This is a genomic window from Leifsonia sp. TF02-11 (assembly GCF_017565305.1).
Lineage (GTDB): Bacteria > Actinomycetota > Actinomycetes > Actinomycetales > Microbacteriaceae > Leifsonia.
Window position 1 is genome coordinate 231,001 of the sequence record NZ_JAGEKP010000004.1, and the last position, 16,017, is coordinate 247,017.

The following is a 16,017-nucleotide window of genomic DNA, read 5'->3' on the forward strand; positions in this document are numbered from 1 at the left end:
GAGCGTCAGTGCGCGGCGGCGTCCCAGTTGGCCCCGCGGCCGATCTGCACGTCGAGCGGCACGCGGAGGTCGGCGGCGCCGGCCATCCGGGTGCGCACGATCGCCTCGAGTGCGTCCCACTCTCCGGGGGCGACCTCGAAGATGAGCTCGTCGTGCACCTGTAGCAGCATCCGGGACTGCAGACCGCCGTCGATCAGATCGCCGGCGATCCCGAGCATCGCGATCTTCATGATGTCGGCCGCAGAGCCCTGGATCGGCGCGTTGAGGGCCTGGCGCTCGGCGTTCTCGCGCAGCACCCGGTTGGTGCTCGTCAGGTCGGCGAAGGGACGGCGGCGGCCGAAGATCGTCTCGGTGTAGCCGTCGACCCGGGCGATCTCCACGACGCTGCGCAGGTAGTCGCGCACCGCGCCGAAACGCTCGAAGTAGCCGGCCATCAGGTCCCGTGCCTCCTTCGTCTCGATGCGGAGCTGCTTCGAGAGGCCGAACGGGCTCAGTCCGTACGCGAGACCGTACGACATCGCCTTGACCTTGGTGCGCATCAGCGGGGTGACGTCTTCCGGAGCGACGCCGAAGACACGCGCTCCCACGAACCGGTGGAGGTCCTCCCCCGCGTTGAACGCCTCGATGAGGCCGGGGTCTTCGGAGAGGTGCGCCATGATCCGCATCTCGATCTGCGAGTAGTCAGCGGTCAGCAGCGTCTCGTAGTCGTCGGCGCTGCGGAAGGCGGAGCGGATCTCGCGGCCTTCCTCGGTGCGGATCGGGATGTTCTGGAGGTTCGGGTCGTTCGACGAGATGCGGCCCGTGCTCGTGCCGGTCTGGTCGTAGGTGGTGTGGATGCGGTCGTCGGAGGTGACCGAGCGCTCCAGCGTCTCGACGATCTGCTTGAGCTTCGTCGCGTCGCGGTGCTGCAGCAGCAGGTCGAGGAACGGGTGCGGGTTGCTCTCCTGGAGGTCGGCGAGCGACTGCGCATCGGTCGAATAGCCCGTCTTGGTGGACCGGGTCTTCGGCATGCCGAGCTCGTCGAAGAGCACCTGCTGGAGCTGCTTGGGCGACCCGAGGTTGAGCTCGTGGCCGACCTCGGCGTAGGCGCGTGCAGCGTAGTCGTTGGCCTTGTCGGTGAGCTCCCCGCGGAGGCGGCTGAGCACGGCGGTGTCGATCGACACCCCGGTGAGCTCCATCTCGGCCAGCACGGCGACCAGGGGCAGCTCGATGTCGTCGAGCACGCGACGGGTGCCCTCGTCGAGCGCGATCATCTGGCCCTCGGCGACGCGGCGGATGTACCACGCCTCGGTCGCCGGGCTCACCGCGTCGTTGATGGGCACCAGCTGGTTGGGGTCGGAGACCGGCAGCGTCTCGCCCAGGACCTCGTAGACCTGCTCGGCGAGCGACTGCGGCGCGGCTCCCGGCTTGACGAGCCAGGAGGCGATGCGCGTGTCGAACGCCAGGCCGTCGACCACGAAGCCGGCGCGGCTCAGCGCCTTGAACTGCGGCTTGGCGTGGAAGAAGTACTTGGGCGCGCTGCTCGCGATCCACTCTTCGAGCGCCTCGTAGTCGCGGCGGCCTGCCGCCCACGGCACGTAGACCGTGTCGTCGGCGGCGGCCAGGCCGAAGCCGGTGATCCCTGCCGGGCCGGTCTCCAGCTGCACCGCGACGGCCTGGCCGTCGGCCGAGGCCTTGGCCAGCCAGTTGGCGAGCTCCTCGTCGACCAGGGTGCGCACGACCGGCGCGCTCACGGCGCCGGCGTTGCCATGCTCGACGTCCGCGGCGGCGCCGTCGAGCAAACCCTCCTCGGCCGCGGCCTTCATCAACCGGTCGAGCAGCGTCTTGAACTGGAGTCGCGCGAAGATGTCGCGCACCGCGTTCTCGTTGAGCGGCTTGCGCTCGAGGTCGGCGGGCGTGACGTCGAGCTCGACGTCGTCGAGGAGCTTGTTGAGCCGCCGGTTGCGGAGCGCGTTCTCTTTCTGGTCGCGCAGGTTCTGACCCACGACGCCCTTGATCTCGTCGGCGTGCGCGACGATGTTCTCGACCGTGCCGTACTGCTGCACCCACTTGACGGCGGTCTTCTCTCCGACCTTGTCGATGCCGATGAGATTGTCGCTGGTCTCGCCGACCAGCGCGGCGATCTCCGGGTACTGGTGCGGCTCGACGCCATAGCGCTCGCGGACCGCGGCCGGGTCGTAGATCTTGAGCTCGGAGACGCCGCGGACGTTCGGGTAGAGCAGCGTCACGTCGTCGTTGACGAGCTGCAGGGTGTCGCGGTCTCCGGAGACGAGCAGCACACGGTAGCCCTGCTCCGCACCCTGGCGGGCGAGGGTGGCGAGGATGTCGTCGGCCTCGAAGTCTTCTTTGGCGATGGTGGTGATGTTCATCGCGTGCAGGGCCTCCTGCAGCAGCGGGATCTGTCCGACGAACTCGGACGGGGTCTCACTGCGGGTGCCCTTGTACTCGGGATATTCGCGCGTGCGGAAGGAGTAGCGCGAGATGTCGAAGGCGACGGCGATGTGCGTCGGACGCTGCTGCTGGAGCAGGTTGATCAGCATCGCGATGAAGCCGTGGATGCCGTTCGTGTGCTGGCCCTCGCGGTTGACGAAGCTGTCGACGGGCAACGCGTAGAAGGCCCGGAATGCCAGCGAATGGCCGTCGATGACGAGAAGGGTAGGCTTTTCGGAGTCTGACACCAGGCAAGCCTACAAGGGGCCGGTGACACTCTCAGACGACCGCTCACCACCACACCGACGACCCGGGAGAGGCCGCAGATGACCGAGGACGCGCTGGCGTACGTGAAGCAGCGGGGCCTCGGCGCCCTGGCCGACAAGATGGGCATCGAGATCGTCGAGTTCAGCATCGAGCGCTCGGTCGCGCGCATGCCCGTACTCGGCAACACGCAGCCGGCCGACCTCCTGCACGGCGGCGCGTACGTGGTTCTCGGCGAGTCGCTCGGATCGATGTCGGCGAACCTCTACGCCGGCGAGGGCCGCCTCGCGGTGGGTATCGAGATCAACGCCTCGCACACGCGCTCGGCGACCGAAGGCTACGTGACCGGCGTCTGCACGCCCATCCACCTCGGCCGCACCCTCACGACGCACGAGATCGCCGTCACCGACGACCGGGGCCGCCGCTGCTCGACCATCCGCATCACGAACCTGATCAAAGACCTGTAGCCCGCAATCGCCTCCTCACTTTCTCCCGCCCGCGCACGGCGTGTTGCGGGAGAAACTGAGGAACGGATAGCTGCTCGGGAGGCTACTTCTTGGGGGCGAGCTGCTCGATGATCGCCTGGGCGACGTCGTGCATGGTGAGGCGGCGGTCCATCGACGCCTTCTGGATCCAGCGGAAGGCGTCCGGCTCGCTGAGGCCCATCTTCTCGTTGAGGAGGCCCTTGGCGCGATCGACGAGCTTGCGCGTCTCGAAGCGCTGCACCATGTCGGAGACCTCGGCCTCCAGCGCGATGATCTGCTGGTAGCGGGCGAGCGCGATCTCGATCGCCGGAAGGAGGTCGTTGGGGGTGAAGGGCTTGACCACGTAGGCCAGGGCGCCGGCCTCTGTCGCGCGCTCGACGAGCTCCTTCTGGCTGAACGCGGTCAGCAGCACGACGGGGGCGATGTGGTTCTTGGAGAGACGCTCGGCCGCCGAGATGCCGTCGAGCTGAGGCATCTTGACGTCCATCACGACCAGGTCGGGCCGCAGCTCGGTGGCGAGCGCGACGGCGGTCTCACCGTCTCCGGCCTCGCCGACGACCTCGAAACCGTTGTCGCGCAGAGTCTCGACGATGTCGAGCCGGATGAGCGACTCATCCTCTGCGACGACGACTCGGCGGGGTGCGGTGGGGGTGGTCTCCTGGTCAGTCACGGGTAAAAGCCTACGGTATTCTTCAGGTGTTGTTGTGCGCCGCTGTGGCGGAATGGCAGACGCGGAGCACTCAAAATGCTTTGTCCGGAAGGGCGTGTGGGTTCGAGTCCCACCAGCGGCACAACCTCCAGGCGACCCGATCGCGCTAGATGCGGGCGCCGACCACGGCGTGCGCGAAGCGGCGGACCCGCTCGCCGAGACCCGTGATCTGGTCGTCGACGACGCGATCGGCGTCGAAGCCGACGTAGTGCGCCGGAGGCGTGCGGCGCACGTTCTCCGTGCACTCGAACGAACCGCAGACGAGTGCTCCGACGGTGTCGCCCTTGCGGCCGGCCTCGCCCGCACGCCGCGCGGACCAGAAGTAGACGTCGCGGACCAGGTGCACGTCCTGGCACCACCCGCACATCGTCGGCTGGTGCGAGCGCATGGAGGCCTCGGACGCGCGCAGCACGATCCCCACCGCGCCGCTCTCCGTCGGGATGACGACGTAGCCGCGCTGCGGGAGGCGCGGGTCGCGCCAGCCGAGGTACTCTCGGCGCGACCAGTCGACCTCGTGCAGACCGGGCGGAAGCGGAAGCTCCGCAGCGTCGGCGCGCGAGCAGTTCACGAACGACTCGCGGATCTCCTGCGGGGTCAGGCTGTCCATGGGCACCTCCTGCGTCCCATGCTCGCACAGGTGCTTGACCTTGACCCCGGGGGCACGGCTTAGCCTCGCGGCATGAGCACACTCGCCAGCGTCACCGACGCCTCCTTCGCCTCCGACGTCCTCGACGCGGAGGGCACCACCCTCGTCGAGTTCTGGGCGCCCTGGTGCGGCCCGTGCCGCGCGGTCACGCCGATCCTCGAGCGCATCGCGGACGAGCACCCCGACCGCATCCGCATCGTGCGGATCAACGCCGACGAGAACCCGAGATCGTCCGCGGAGTATCACGCGCTGTCGCTGCCGATGATGAAGGTCTTCCGGAACGGGGAGGTCGTCAAGACGCTCGTGGGCGCCAAGCCCAAGCCCGCCATGGAGTTCGAGCTCGCCGCCTTCCTTGGCTGACGCCCGGGTGCGAGCCGTTCAGGTGAGGTGGTCGAACGCCCCGCTGACCCAGCCGATGTAGCGCTCGGCCGAACGCAGCACGGCCTCCCGCGCGTCCACGGGCACGACGTTGCCGAGGTTGCCGTACATCCGGTCGAACGGCCGGTCGCACACCAGGTCGGCGACGCGGCGCACCACCGCGGCCGACAGCGGGATGTCGTTCGGGAAGCTGCGCTGGAAGGTCACCCACTTCTGCGACGGCCCGGGGAAGACCGTGTCGCCGCTCAGGACGACGCCGCGGTCCCAGTGCACGACCGCACTGCCGGGGAAATGACCGCCGATCGTGCGCAGGAGGACGCCTGGCAGCACCTCCTCCTCGCCGCTCCAGGTCTGGATGGCCGGATCCTCCCGCTGCACCCAGTGCCGGTCCGCCGCGTTCACGAGCACGGGAACGCCGCCGAGCATGCGTGACCAGGACGTCTGGGCCCCGAACATGTGCGGGTGGCTGGTGGCGATCACGGCAGCGCCGCCGAGGTCCTGCACGGCCGCTGCCGCCGCCTCGTCGGCGTACCCGGTGGGATCCCAGAGCAGATTGCCGTCGGGGGTGCACAGCAGTATTGCCCGCTGGCCGATGCCGACCTTCGGCTCGCTGCTGAGCCCGTAGAGGTCGGGCTCGAGCTGCGTGACGACGACGCGCTCGCCCTCCCGCTGCAGGCGTTGCAGGGTCGTCCACTGCTGCCCGGCCGGCGGGACGTACTGACGCTCGTCCTCGCAGATCGGGCAGGACGGCGGGGGTTCTTCGCCCGTCGCCGTCGCGATCGGTGTCGTCTCCACGGCGCACGTCGCGCACAACCAGTCGGCCATGCGCGTCACGCTACCCTCCGTCGGTGTCTAGCCGCACGGCCTCCCGGAGCATTACGGTGTGGGCCATGGCGAATCAACCCGTGCTCTTCATCCACGGCCTCTGGCTCCACGCCAGCAGCTGGCAGCCCTGGATCGACCTCTTCACGGCGGAGGGCTACGCTCCCGTCGCTCCCCTGTGGCCCGGCGAGAAGGACACCGTGGCCGACACCAGAGCGCACCCGGACGACGTCGCGAACGTCGGGATCGACGAGGTGACCGCGCACTTCGCGGAGATCATCGAGGCGATGGACACGCCTCCGGTGATCATCGGGCACTCGTTCGGCGGCCTCGTCACCGAGAAGCTGATCGGGCAGGGCTACGGGAACGCGGGTGTCGCGATCGACCCCGCCCAGATCAAGGGTGTGCTGCCGCTGCCGTTCCGTCAGTTGAAGTCGTCGTTCCCGGTGCTCGGCAATCCGGCCAACATCCACAAGCCGATCGCGTTGACCCTGGAGCAGTTCACGTTCGGTTTCGCGAACCAGCTGCCAGAAGACGAGGCGAAGGAGCTGTTCGACCGCTGGACCGTCCCGTCGACCGTGCGGCCGATCTTCCAGGCGGCCGCGGCCAACTTCAGCGTGCACTCGCAGGCCGCCGTGGACACGAAGAACGAGGACCGCGGACCGCTGCTCCTCATCGCGGGCGGCGAGGACAACACGGTCCCGGAGGTCACGACCGACGCCACGCTCAAGCTCTACCGCGACTCGAACGCGGTGACGGAGCTGATCACGTTCAAGGATCGCGGGCACTCGCTCGTCATCGACCACGGCTGGCGCGACGTCGCGACCGAGGTCCTGGTGTGGCTCGGGCAGCAGGGACTCCAGGACTGACCGGCACCGGAGCGCCCGGACGGGGAATACCGGGCGCCGGCGACACCTTGCCTCCATCGTGAAACGCATCGGCTTCCTCAGCTTCGGCCACTACCAGGCCGTCCCCGGTTCGGTCGTCCGGACGGCCGGCGACGCCCTCCTGCAGACGGTGGAGCTCGCCGTCGCGGCCGAGGAGGTGGGAGCGGACGGCGCGTACGTGCGCGTGCACCACTTCGCGCCGCAGCTGGCGTCTCCGTTCCCGCTCCTGGCAGCGATCGGCGCGCGCACGTCGCGGATCGAGATCGGCACCGGCGTCATCGACATGCGGTACCAGAATCCGCTGTACACCGCAGAGGAGGCCGCGTCGGCCGACCTGATCAGCGGAGAGCGCCTCCAGCTCGGCGTGAGCCGTGGGTCGCCCGAGACCGCGCTCGCCGGGTACGAGTCGTTCGGGTACGTGCCGGGCGAGGGCGAGTCGGACGCCGATCTCGCGCGCCGTCACACCGCGATCTTCCGGGCTGCGATCGCGGGCGAGGCCATGGCGAACGCCGACCCGCGCATGACCGGGAGCTCCGGAGGCCTGTCCATCCAACCGCTGTCCCCCACGCTGCCCGACCGGATCTGGTGGGGCGCCGGCACGCGCGCGACCGCGGAGTGGACGGCCGAGCAGGGCATGAACCTGATGTCGTCGACGCTGCTCACCGAGGACACCGGCGTCCCGTTCGACCAGCTGCAGGCGGAGCAGATCCAGCGCTTCCGCGACACCTGGGCCGAGATGGGCTGGGAGCGCGAGCCCCGGGTGAGCGTGAGCCGCAGCATCATCCCGATCACCGACGAGGCCTCGTACCGGTACTTCGGCGCCCGCGCACAGGTGGAGGGCCGCGACCAGGTCGGCCACTTCGACGGCGGCCTCGCCCGCTTCGGCCGCTCCTACATCGGCGAGCCGGAGAAGCTCGTCGCCGAGCTGGCCGCCGACGAAGCACTCCGGATGGCGGACACCGTGCTCGTGACGGTGCCGAACCAGCTCGGCGTCAAGTTCAACGCACGCCTGCTGGAGGGCGTCGTCGCGGTCGGGCGGGAGCTCGGCTGGCGGGACTGAGCAGCCGTGTACCCCGAACGCGGCTCTGTCCCCCACCGCTGGATATGAGAATATTGCTTCGCGGTACACCCGAATTCCGCAGCACAGGCCGTGACGAAACCGTCCGGTCCCATGGAAGGGGTGTGCTTTGCGAATTCGACGATCGGGTACGGGGATCCTCGCGGCCGGGATGGCGCTTCTGTTCGGGGTCGCCGGTCTCGCCGCGACAGCAGCTCCGGCGAGCGCTGTGACCCTCACCGGAGGCTCCACGCCCTCTGCCATCACCGGGATGTGGGCCTGGGGCAATCCCATCGACCCGGCTGTCGACGCCCGCGGCGACGGCCAGCCGGCGTTCGAGCCGAAAGCGCTGGCCGCGTTCGCGTCGGCCCACAAGCTGCGCACGGTCTACCTCTCGGTGCCGTGGGCCGCCGACCAGGGGCCGTTCTCGCCGTGGCTGCGCTCGGCCGTCAAGGCCCTGCACGGCGCGGGCGTCACGACCGTCGCCGCACTCGGGGGCGATCCCGCGTGGTCGCAGCAGCCCGACCTCGCCGCCACCTGGACCACTGCGGCCCTGAAAGCCGCGCCGTTCGACGCGATCCAGTTCGACGTCGAGCCCTGGGTGGGCGCGACCGACGACCAGCTTCCGGGCATCGTCGCCCAGCTCGCCACGATGTACGACACGGCGGCGACCGCGGCCGGCTCCGTCCCCGTCGGCGCCGACCTGCCGTGGTGGCTCGCGGCCAAGCCCGCAGGCGACGACTCGACGCTTTTCGACACGCTGCTCCCCCACCTGCGCTCCGTCGCGATCGTCGCGTTCTCCGACCACGCGGCCGGCGACGACGGCATCATCGCTCTCGCCCGGCCCGCCGCGACCGCGGCGGCCACGGCACGCGTGCCGTTCAGCATCGGAGTGGAGACCGACGACCCCCAGGTCGCCGGCGGGCCCGGCGCCACCTTCGGCGACGACACCGCCGCGGCGCTCGAGGCGCAGACCGCGCTGGTGCGCTCCGCGTTCAGCGGCTTCGCGGGCTACAAAGGCGTCACCGTCGAGCACCTGCTGTCGTGGCAGGCGCTCATCGCGCGCTGAGCCGCGGTCAGTCTGTCGCGTCGGCGGCGGCGTACAGCGCGGCGATGTCGAGCTTGCCCATGGTCAACATGGCCGCGTTCGCCCGCGCCGCACGTGCGCGATCGGGGTCCTGCTGGAGTTCGAGAAGCGCGCGCGGCACGACCTGCCAACTCAAGCCCCAGCGGTCTTTGCACCACCCGCACGGGCCCGGCTCTCCGCCATCGGAGATGAGACCGTCCCAGAGCCGGTCGACCTCCGCCTGGTCCTCGCACAGCACCATGATCGAGGCCGCCTCCGTGAAGCTGTAGAGCGGGCCGCCGTCGAGCGCGAGGTATTCGATCCCACCGAGCTCGAACGTCACGAGCACCGTCGCGCCGTCCTCACCCAGTCGCTCGACGCTGAGGATGCGGGAGTCGGGCACCAGCGAGACGTAATGATTCGCCGCAGCTTCGGCCTGGCCGTCGTACCAGAGGAATGTCCTGACCTTCTGCATGCCGGTCATGGTACGCGGCGGCGGTAGCGTAGCGGGATGGTGTTCACGAGTTTCATCGCCATCGGCGACAGCTTCACCGAGGGCGTCGGCGACGACCTCCCCGACGGCCGGCAGCGCGGCTGGGCCGACTTCGTGGCCCTGGGGCTCGCACAGGCCGCCACGGAGCCCGTCCGCTACGCGAACCTCGCGATCCGCGGCCGCAAGCTGGCGCCGATCCTCACCGAGCAGCTCGATCCGGCCATCGCCCAGCACCCGCAGCTGATCAGCCTCAACGGCGGAGGGAACGACATCATGCGCCCGCGCGTGACCATCGAATCGGTGGCCCGCCAGCTGATCGACGCGGCCGACCGGGTGGTGGCCTCCGGAAGCAGGATGCTGCTGCTCAGCGGCGCGAATCCCAGCAGGCACCTGCCGATGGGCGGACTGCTGCGCAAGCGCGGCGACGAGCTCGCGGTCGCCGTGCGCGACCTGCTGCCGCGCGACGGAGTGCTCTTCGTCGACAACTGGGCGGACGAGTCGCTGGAGGACCTCCGCTACTGGTCGGCCGACCGCCTGCACCTGAACGCCCTCGGCCACGCGCGCGTCGCGAGCAACGTGCTGACGGCGCTCGACGTGCCGGTCCCCGCCGAGTGGGGTGTCGACGATGTGGAGGCCGCCCCGGGCGGCGAGGCCTCCCGCCGCACCGCGGACTACTACCGACGCTACGTGCTCCCGTGGATCGGCCGCCGGCTCACCGGCCGGTCGTCCGGCGACGGCCGCACGGCCAAGATCGCCGAGCTCACGATCGTCGACCCCGCCTCCGCACAGCCGCTCTGAGGCCGCGGGCCGTCAGTCGTTGTCGCCTCCGGTGGTGTCGATGCGCGTGGTCCGCGTGCCTCCGCCCCAGCGCCACTCCGCGACCTCCGGGATGTCCTCGCCGTGCTCGCGGGTGTACTCGCGGGCGCGCAGGCGCGCATCCGCCATCTCCTGACGGAAGCCCGCCTCCTTCGCCGCCAGGCCCGGCACGCGGTCGAGGACGTCCATCACCAGGTGGTACCTGTCCAGGTCGTTGAGCATGACCATGTCGAAGGGCGTCGTGGTCGTGCCCTCCTCCTTGTAGCCGCGCACGTGCAGGTTATCGTGGCCGGCCCGCCGGTAGGTCAGCCGATGGATGAGCCACGGGTAACCGTGGTAGGCGAAGATGACGGGCTTGTCGACCGTGAACAGCGCGTCGTACTCGCGGTCGCTCAGCCCGTGCGGGTGCTCGCCCTCGCTCTGCAGCCGCATCAGATCGACGACGTTCACCACGCGGACGGCGAGGTGCGGGAGCCGCTGACGCAGGATGTCGGCGGCGGCCAGCACCTCCAGCGTCGGGACATCGCCGGCGCAGCCGAGCACGACGTCCGGCTCTTCGCCGTCGCGCTCGGTGCCCGCCCACTCGAAGATCCCGATGCCGCGCGTGCAGTGGGCGATGGCGTCGGCCATGCTCAGCCAGTTGGGCGCCGGCTGCTTGCCCGCCACGACGACGTTGACGTAGTCGACGGAGCGCAGGCAGTGGTCGTAGGTCGACAGCAGGGTGTTCGCGTCGAACGGCAGGTAGACCCGCACGATGTCGGCCTTCTTGTTCACGACGTGGTCGATGAACCCGGGGTCCTGGTGCGACGCACCGTTGTGGTCCTGCCGCCAGACGTGCGAGCTGAGCAGGTAGTTCAGCGAGGCGATCGGGCGGCGCCACGCGATCGCGCGGGAGCTCTTGAGCCATTTGGCGTGCTGGTTGAACATCGAGTCGACGATGTGGATGAACGCCTCGTACGAGGTCAGTACGCCGTGCCGGCCGGTCAGCAGGTAGCCTTCGAGCCAGCCCTGGCACTGGTGCTCGCTCAGCACCTCCATCACGCGCCCGCTCGGCACCAGGTGGTTGTCGGAGTCGATCGGCCAGTACTCGGCGTTCCACTGCTTGCCGGTGACCTCGTAGACATCCTGCAGCCGGTTGGAGGCCGTCTCGTCGGGCGCGAACAGCCGGAAGTCGTCGGGGTTCGCCGCCATGACGTCGCGCAGCCAGCCGCCGAGCACCCTGGTCGCCTCTGCGACGGTCTCCCCCGGAGCCGGCACGTCGACGGCGTAGTCGCGGAAGTCGGGCAGGCGCAGGTCACGGCGCAGCAGCCCACCATTGGCCGCAGGGTTGGCGCTCATTCTGCGTGCGCCCTCCGGCGCGAGACCGGCGATGAGATCGACGGGGGCGCCGGACTCGTCGAACAGCTCCTCCGGCCGGTACGACTGCAGCCAGCCCTCCAGCAGCCGGGTGTGCGCCTCGGTGTCGCGCGCGTCGGCGAGCGGCACCTGGTGGGAGCGCCAGTTGTTCTCCGCGGGATGGCCGTCGATCTCGGGCGGGCAGGTCCAGCCCTTCGGCGTGCGCAGGATGAGCATCGGCCACGCCGGGCGGTCGACGAGGTCTCCTGCCGCGGCAGCGGCCTTGATCTCCGCGATCCGATCGAGGATCTCGTCGAGCGTCGCCGCCATCCGCTTGTGCACCTCGCGCGGGTCTTCGCCGTCGAAACCGCCGGAGACCAGGTACGGGGTGTAGCCGTAGCCGCGCATCAGCTCGAACAGCTCGCTCTCCGGGATGCGCGCGAGCACCGTCGGGTTGGCGATCTTGTACCCGTTGAGGTGCAGGATCGGCAGCACGACGCCGTCGGTCTTCGGGTTCAGGAACTTGTTGGAGTGCCACGCCGTCGCCAGCGGGCCGGTCTCCGCCTCCCCGTCGCCGACGACGGCGGCCACCAGGAGGCCGGGGTTGTCGAACGCGGCACCGTAGGCGTGCGACAGCGCGTAGCCGAGCTCGCCGCCCTCGTGGATGCTGCCGGGGGTTTCCGGCGCGGCGTGCGACGGGATCCCGCCCGGGAACGAGAACTGCCGGAACAGGCGGCGAAGGCCGTCCTCGCTGCGGTCGATCGCGCTGTAGACCTCGCTGTAAGTGCCGTCGAGGTAGGCGCCGGCGACGACACCGGGGCCGCCGTGGCCGGGACCTGCGACGAACAGCGTGTCCAGGTCGCGCTGCCGGATCGCACGGTTGAGGTGCGCGTAGACGAAGTTGAGGCCGGGAGTCGTGCCCCAGTGTCCGAGCAGCCGCGGCTTGATGTCGTCGCGGGAGAGCGGGCGGCGCAGCAGCGGATTGTCGAGGAGGTAGATCTGCCCGACGGAGAGGTAGTTGGCGGCGCGCCACCAGGCGTCGAGCTGGTCGAGTTCGCCGGCGGACAGAGGGTCTGGAGAGAGGTCGCTCACTCGGGCATCCTACGAGCACGATGCCGTGCCGTCGAGGGGCACGTCATCGCCCTTATCCGAGCGTTTATGGGGCGTTTACGTGCCCCTCGGCGTCGACGCGCGATACGTTCGAGGGATGACGGACGAAGTGGTCACAGAATCGGTGGATGCGTCGACCTGGAGCGAGCTGCAGACGGTTTTCGGCACGAAAGGCGATGCGTCGAGCTGCTGGTGCCAGTGGTTCAAGCTGAGCCGCGCCGACTGGGACGCCGCCACGCGCGAGCAGACCGAGGCGCTGCTGCACGAGCAGGTGCAGGAGGGGTCGCCCGGGGTGATCGCCCGCATCGGCGGCGAGCCGGTCGGCTGGGCGGCGATCGAGCCGTTCTCCGCCTACCCGGCGCTCGGGCGGTCGCCGATCACCCGGCGCAGGGAGGGCGACCCCGACGATGTCTGGGCGGTGACCTGTTTCGTGGTGCGGCCGGAGTACCGCAAGCGCGGCATCGCACGTGCCCTCCTCGCCGGAGCGCTCGAGCACGCCCGCGAGCGGGGCGCGACCGTCGTCGAGGGCTACCCCGTCGACCCCGAGGCCCGGCCCTCGCTGTCCGCCGCCGAGCGCTACCACGGCACCGTGTCGCTGTTCAGCGACGGCGGCTTCGAGGTCGTGCGCCGGCCGAGCGCGACGCGCGCGGTCATGCGGCGCGAGTTGCACGCCTGACGCCCCGGTCGCACGGCCCGGCGTGCGGGCCGCGAGGCTCTAAGCTCGACCAGTGAGCTCCCAGCGCAACCGGGTCGTCGTCGGGGCCGGCACCCAGGTCGCCACCGAGGTCAGCATCAACTTCGGCTCGTCCGTTGCCGGGCTCCTCATCCCCGTCGTCGGCTCCCTCGTCGTGGTGGCCGTGCGCCAGGTCGTGACGGCCGTCTGCGTTCTGCCGTTCTACCGACCGAAGCGCGCGGAGCTCACCTGGCGCCGGCTCTGGCCGGCGCTCGCGCTCGGCGTCGTGCTCGCCGCGATGAACCTGAGCTTCTACGAGGCAGTGGGGAGGCTCGGCCTCGGGATCGCCGCCACCATCGAGTTCCTCGGGCCGTTCGCGCTCGCGCTGGCCGGATCGCGTCGGCTGCTCGACGCAGCGTGCGCGGTGGCCGCAGCCGGCGGGGTCGTGCTGCTCACCGCGACCGAGGGCGCCATCGACCCCATCGGCGTCGTGCTCGCGCTGACGGCCGCGGCGTCGTGGGCGGCCTACATCCTGCTGACGCGGCGGGTGGCGACGCGACTGCCGGGCTTGGAGGGGCTGAGCGTCGCGAGCGTCGTCGCGACGGTTCTCACGGTCCCGCTCGCCCTGATCGTCGTCGACTACTCCCGCATCGACTGGCGCGTCGCCGGCCTGCTGCTGACCGCAGGGATCTTGTCGTCGGCCGTGCCGTACAGTCTGGACACCTTCATCCTGCGCCGGATCACACCGCGGCTCTACGCGGTCATCACCGCGTTCGGTCCGGTGATCGCGACCCTCTTCGGGGTCCTGGTCCTCGGCGAGCACTTCGCGCTCGTGCAGCTCGTGGGCATCGTCGTGGTCTGTGTGGCGGCGGGCGTCAGCATCGCGACCCAGCGCGAGCATCCCCGCTCCGACCTCGAGGCGACGGCCGAGACCATCCCCTAGGCCGCCCTCGGAGATTCGTCACGAATGTCGACATTCGTGGCACGAATGTCGACATTCGTGACGAGTCTCAGCGCCGTCAGGACAGGATGTCCTTGCTGAGGAAGCGGCCGACCGCCAGCGCCCCGAACACCGCGACGTAGCCGGCCTGCAGCCAGGTGTTCGAGACGAACGAGTCCCACACCAGCGGTGCGCGCAGGAAGTCCGCGAAGCCCAGCCAGTAGTGGCTGAACAGCCAGGGGTGGATGGCGTCGAGCTGCGGGAGCTGGTCCAGCACCTGCGACACCACGGCCAGCACCGCGGTCGCCGCCATCGCCCCGACCGGCACATCCGTCAGTGTGGACAGGAACAGCCCGATCGCGCACATCCCGAGGAGCGACACCACGATGTACAGCGCGATCAACAGCAGACGCACCGCCGCGTCGCCCACGCTCACCACACTCCCCGAGAGCAGCGTCACCGGGCCGATCGGGAAGAGGATCGCGCCGATCAGCGCCCCGGCTACCGCGACCGTGAGTGCCGCCGCCACGCAGAACGCTGCGCAGCCCGCGTACTTGACCGCGAGCAGCCGCAGGCGCCCGGCCGGTGCGATCACCAGATAGCGGAGAGTGCCGTGGCTCGCCTCGCCGGCGATGGTGTCACCGGCGACGACCCCGATCGTGAGCGGCAGGAACAGCGGCACGCAGACGACGAGCGCGGTGAACGCGACGAACAGGCCGTTGCTCGTGATCTGGTCGAGGAAGGCCGGCCCACGTCCCCGTCCGGTCACCCGCACGGCGACCGCGATCAGGATGGGGACGGCCGCCAGCGCTGCGAGCATCGCCCAGGTCCGCCAGCGGCGGAACATCACCGAGAGCTCGGAACCCAGCAACGCCCAGCCGGCCGACGGGCGTGCGCGCCGCGCGCCGACCGACGTGACCGGACGCTCGGCTGTCGTCGCAGCGGCCTCCACCGGCACCGCCTCACTGCTCGACATCGAAGCCCTCTCCCGTCAGCTCAACGAAGCGCTCCTCCAGGCTGGACGACCGGACGGCGAAGCCGCGCAGGCGCACGCCGGCGCCGACCAGGCTCGCGGCGAGGTCCTCGACGGCCGGCGATCCCTCGGTGAGCGCCGCCTCCACGCCGTCTCCGCCGGTCTCCGGCGCGAGCCCGAACCGGGCGAGCACGTCGGCGGCCGTTGCCCGATCGGGCGTCGTCACGCTCACCCGAGGCCCGGAGGCGCTGCGCAGCTCGTCGAGCGAGCCCTGCGCGACGAGGCGGCCGGTGCGCATGATCGCCGCGTGCGTGCAGATCTGCTCGATCTCCGCGAGCAGATGGCTGGAGACGAAGACCGTCGTGCCCTCATCGGCGAGCGACCGGACGAGGTTGCGCACCTCGCGGGTGCCCTGCGGGTCGAGCCCGTTGGTCGGCTCGTCCAGCACCAGGAGGTCGCGGTCGGTGAGCAGTGCGCCGGCGATGCCGAGGCGCTGCTTCATGCCGAGCGAGTAGGTGCGCACGTGCTTGCCCGCCGCGTGCGTGAGGCCGACGCGTTCGAGCGCAGCGCCCACGCGCTGCGAGCGGGTCGCGCCCGGCGCATACCGGTCGGCGGTGTCGCGTCGGACGAGGTTCGCGGATCCGGACAGGTAGGGCGCGAACGCCGGTCCCTCCACCAGCGCGCCGACGCGCGGCAGCACGGTCGCGCCGCGGTCGGGCATGGCCTCGCCGAGCAGATCGATCGATCCGGCGGAGGGCGAAATCAGCCCCAGAAGCATCCGGATGGTCGTCGTCTTGCCCGAGCCGTTCGGGCCGAGGAAGCCGAAGACCGAGCCGCGCGGCACCTCCAGGCTGAGCCCGTCGACGACAGCGTGTCCGCGGAAGCGCTTGGTCAGGCCGCTCGTCAAGATGGCGGCGTCGCTCACCGGCGGTC

General features: G+C 70.2%; 16 protein-coding genes and 1 tRNA gene. 9 read left to right on the top strand and 8 right to left on the bottom strand.

Going from position 1 to position 16,017, the window contains the following annotated elements:
- Positions 1-5 precede the first annotated feature (5 nt).
- Positions 6-2,678 (bottom strand): DNA polymerase I, encoded by a 2,673-nt coding sequence (gene polA, locus JNB50_RS06920; protein WP_208039382.1) that lies wholly within the window; start codon positions 2,676-2,678, stop codon positions 6-8.
- A gap of 78 nt (positions 2,679-2,756) precedes the next feature.
- On the opposite strand from polA, the gene JNB50_RS06925 reads away from it, so the two are divergent.
- Positions 2,757-3,161, top strand: coding sequence for a hotdog fold thioesterase (locus JNB50_RS06925; protein ID WP_208039383.1), 405 nt, complete (start codon positions 2,757-2,759; stop codon positions 3,159-3,161).
- 82 nt (positions 3,162-3,243) lie between these two features.
- Here JNB50_RS06925 and JNB50_RS06930 read toward each other — a convergent pair whose 3' ends face one another.
- Positions 3,244-3,849 (bottom strand): ANTAR domain-containing response regulator, encoded by a 606-nt coding sequence (locus JNB50_RS06930; protein ID WP_179605811.1) that lies wholly within the window; start codon positions 3,847-3,849, stop codon positions 3,244-3,246.
- Between the two features lie 38 nt (positions 3,850-3,887).
- Here JNB50_RS06930 and JNB50_RS06935 point away from each other — a divergent pair.
- Positions 3,888-3,970: transfer RNA gene (locus JNB50_RS06935), tRNA-Leu, on the top strand.
- Positions 3,971-3,994: 24 nt separating this feature from the next.
- Here the strand turns inward: JNB50_RS06935 and JNB50_RS06940 are convergent.
- Positions 3,995-4,495 carry an FBP domain-containing protein gene (locus JNB50_RS06940; RefSeq protein WP_208039384.1) on the bottom strand — a complete coding sequence of 167 codons (501 nt, stop codon included), beginning with the start codon at positions 4,493-4,495 and terminating at the stop codon, positions 3,995-3,997.
- 72 nt (positions 4,496-4,567) lie between these two features.
- Here JNB50_RS06940 and JNB50_RS06945 point away from each other — a divergent pair, with 72 nt between their 5' ends.
- Positions 4,568-4,894 (top strand): co-chaperone YbbN, encoded by a 327-nt coding sequence (locus tag JNB50_RS06945; RefSeq protein WP_208039385.1) that lies wholly within the window; start codon positions 4,568-4,570, stop codon positions 4,892-4,894.
- Positions 4,895-4,912: 18 nt separating this feature from the next.
- Here JNB50_RS06945 and JNB50_RS06950 read toward each other — a convergent pair whose 3' ends face one another.
- Complete coding sequence (locus JNB50_RS06950) at positions 4,913-5,737, bottom strand: hydrolase (RefSeq protein WP_208039386.1); 825 nt, start codon at positions 5,735-5,737, stop codon at positions 4,913-4,915.
- Positions 5,738-5,802: 65 nt separating this feature from the next.
- Here JNB50_RS06950 and JNB50_RS06955 point away from each other — a divergent pair, with 65 nt between their 5' ends.
- The 3 genes from JNB50_RS06955 to JNB50_RS06965 all read left to right on the top strand — a co-directional run bounded on the left by JNB50_RS06955 (position 5,803) and on the right by JNB50_RS06965 (position 8,747).
- On the top strand, positions 5,803-6,603 hold the full coding sequence (locus JNB50_RS06955) for an alpha/beta hydrolase (protein WP_208039387.1): 801 nt from the start codon (positions 5,803-5,805) through the stop codon (positions 6,601-6,603).
- Positions 6,604-6,658: 55 nt separating this feature from the next.
- Positions 6,659-7,681 carry an LLM class flavin-dependent oxidoreductase gene (locus JNB50_RS06960; RefSeq protein WP_208039670.1) on the top strand — a complete coding sequence of 341 codons (1,023 nt, stop codon included), beginning with the start codon at positions 6,659-6,661 and terminating at the stop codon, positions 7,679-7,681.
- Positions 7,682-7,808: 127 nt separating this feature from the next.
- Positions 7,809-8,747: a hypothetical protein gene (locus JNB50_RS06965; protein ID WP_243768126.1), complete on the top strand. Its 939-nt coding sequence runs from the start codon at positions 7,809-7,811 to the stop codon at positions 8,745-8,747.
- Between the two features lie 7 nt (positions 8,748-8,754).
- Here JNB50_RS06965 and JNB50_RS06970 read toward each other — a convergent pair whose 3' ends face one another.
- Positions 8,755-9,219 carry a VOC family protein gene (locus JNB50_RS06970; protein ID WP_208039388.1) on the bottom strand — a complete coding sequence of 155 codons (465 nt, stop codon included), beginning with the start codon at positions 9,217-9,219 and terminating at the stop codon, positions 8,755-8,757.
- Positions 9,220-9,255: 36 nt separating this feature from the next.
- On the opposite strand from JNB50_RS06970, the gene JNB50_RS06975 reads away from it, so the two are divergent.
- Positions 9,256-10,035 carry an SGNH/GDSL hydrolase family protein gene (locus JNB50_RS06975; RefSeq protein ID WP_208039389.1) on the top strand — a complete coding sequence of 260 codons (780 nt, stop codon included), beginning with the start codon at positions 9,256-9,258 and terminating at the stop codon, positions 10,033-10,035.
- 12 nt (positions 10,036-10,047) lie between these two features.
- Here the strand turns inward: JNB50_RS06975 and JNB50_RS06980 are convergent, their stop codons facing one another.
- Positions 10,048-12,480, bottom strand: coding sequence for a phosphoketolase (locus JNB50_RS06980; RefSeq protein WP_208039390.1), 2,433 nt, complete (start codon positions 12,478-12,480; stop codon positions 10,048-10,050).
- A gap of 115 nt (positions 12,481-12,595) precedes the next feature.
- Here JNB50_RS06980 and JNB50_RS06985 point away from each other — a divergent pair, with 115 nt between their 5' ends.
- Positions 12,596-13,174 carry a GNAT family N-acetyltransferase gene (locus tag JNB50_RS06985; protein ID WP_208039391.1) on the top strand — a complete coding sequence of 193 codons (579 nt, stop codon included), beginning with the start codon at positions 12,596-12,598 and terminating at the stop codon, positions 13,172-13,174.
- Positions 13,175-13,226: 52 nt separating this feature from the next.
- Positions 13,227-14,114 carry a DMT family transporter gene (locus JNB50_RS06990; RefSeq protein ID WP_208039392.1) on the top strand — a complete coding sequence of 296 codons (888 nt, stop codon included), beginning with the start codon at positions 13,227-13,229 and terminating at the stop codon, positions 14,112-14,114.
- A gap of 76 nt (positions 14,115-14,190) precedes the next feature.
- Here JNB50_RS06990 and JNB50_RS06995 read toward each other — a convergent pair whose 3' ends face one another.
- Together JNB50_RS06995 and JNB50_RS07000 are read right to left on the bottom strand one after the other, a co-directional pair.
- A complete protein-coding gene (locus JNB50_RS06995; protein WP_208039393.1) occupies positions 14,191-15,087 on the bottom strand; it encodes an ABC transporter permease in 897 nt (298 codons plus the stop codon).
- Positions 15,074-16,009 carry an ABC transporter ATP-binding protein gene (locus JNB50_RS07000; RefSeq protein ID WP_208039394.1) on the bottom strand — a complete coding sequence of 312 codons (936 nt, stop codon included), beginning with the start codon at positions 16,007-16,009 and terminating at the stop codon, positions 15,074-15,076. The genes JNB50_RS06995 and JNB50_RS07000 overlap by 14 nt, the downstream gene beginning before the upstream one ends.
- Positions 16,010-16,017: the final 8 nt, after the last annotated feature.

What these genes read in the sequence shown, in the direction of transcription:
- JNB50_RS06955 (WP_208039387.1), top strand. Translation starts at nt 5,803, where the DNA reads ATGGCGAATCAACCCGTGCTCTTCATCCACGGCCTCTGGCTCCACGCC.
- JNB50_RS06945 (WP_208039385.1), top strand. Translation starts at nt 4,568, where the DNA reads ATGAGCACACTCGCCAGCGTCACCGACGCCTCCTTCGCCTCCGACGTC.
- JNB50_RS06940 (WP_208039384.1), bottom strand. Translation starts at nt 4,495, where the DNA reads ATGGACAGCCTGACCCCGCAGGAGATCCGCGAGTCGTTCGTGAACTGC.
- JNB50_RS06995 (WP_208039393.1), bottom strand. Translation starts at nt 15,087, where the DNA reads ATGTCGAGCAGTGAGGCGGTGCCGGTGGAGGCCGCTGCGACGACAGCC.
- JNB50_RS06970 (WP_208039388.1), bottom strand. Translation starts at nt 9,219, where the DNA reads ATGCAGAAGGTCAGGACATTCCTCTGGTACGACGGCCAGGCCGAAGCT.
- JNB50_RS06925 (WP_208039383.1), top strand. Translation starts at nt 2,757, where the DNA reads ATGACCGAGGACGCGCTGGCGTACGTGAAGCAGCGGGGCCTCGGCGCC.
- JNB50_RS06975 (WP_208039389.1), top strand. Translation starts at nt 9,256, where the DNA reads ATGGTGTTCACGAGTTTCATCGCCATCGGCGACAGCTTCACCGAGGGC.
- JNB50_RS06950 (WP_208039386.1), bottom strand. Translation starts at nt 5,737, where the DNA reads ATGGCCGACTGGTTGTGCGCGACGTGCGCCGTGGAGACGACACCGATC.
- JNB50_RS06985 (WP_208039391.1), top strand. Translation starts at nt 12,596, where the DNA reads ATGACGGACGAAGTGGTCACAGAATCGGTGGATGCGTCGACCTGGAGC.